The sequence below is a fragment of the Streptomyces sp. NRRL S-350 genome, assembly GCF_000719705.1.
Taxonomy (GTDB): Bacteria; Actinomycetota; Actinomycetes; order Streptomycetales; family Streptomycetaceae; genus Kitasatospora.
Genome location: NZ_JOHO01000207.1, coordinates 1 through 391, shown reverse-complemented (window position 1 = coordinate 391; position 391 = coordinate 1). Strand labels below are relative to the sequence as shown.

The 391-nt window shown below is 66.8% G+C and carries 1 pseudogene; it reads right to left on the bottom strand.

The window, feature by feature from the left end:
* A pseudogene (locus IF30_RS0140550) lies at nt 1–261 on the bottom strand (DJ-1/PfpI family protein); the annotation flags it as partial.
* Nucleotides 262–391: the final 130 nt, after the last annotated feature.

Genomic DNA, 391 nt, shown 5'->3' with positions numbered 1-391 from the left:
GGGCTCGTTGGCCAGGGCGGCGAGGGTCGGCTCGGTCCCGCCGGGCACGATCAGCGCGAAGGGCTCGGTGACCTTGTCGAACGTGTGGCTCGGCGTCAGCTTCAGCGGCGTGTCGGTGTCCAGGGGGACAAGGTCCTGGCCGACGACGACCACCTCGAACGACCGGTCGATCTGGGCCAGCGCCGACAGCACCTGGAGCGGCCCCACCAGGTCGAGCGGGGTGATGCCGGGATAGAGCACGAAGGCGAGCGTCTTGGTCATGCCGTCACCTTCGGCCCCTGACCATGGGACCGCCAAGGGCAGACAGCGACCAGGTCGGAATTCTTGGGATACCAGTCATTCCGACATAGGGTCCTGGTCATGGAGGAACGAGTGGTGGTCCTCGTCGGAT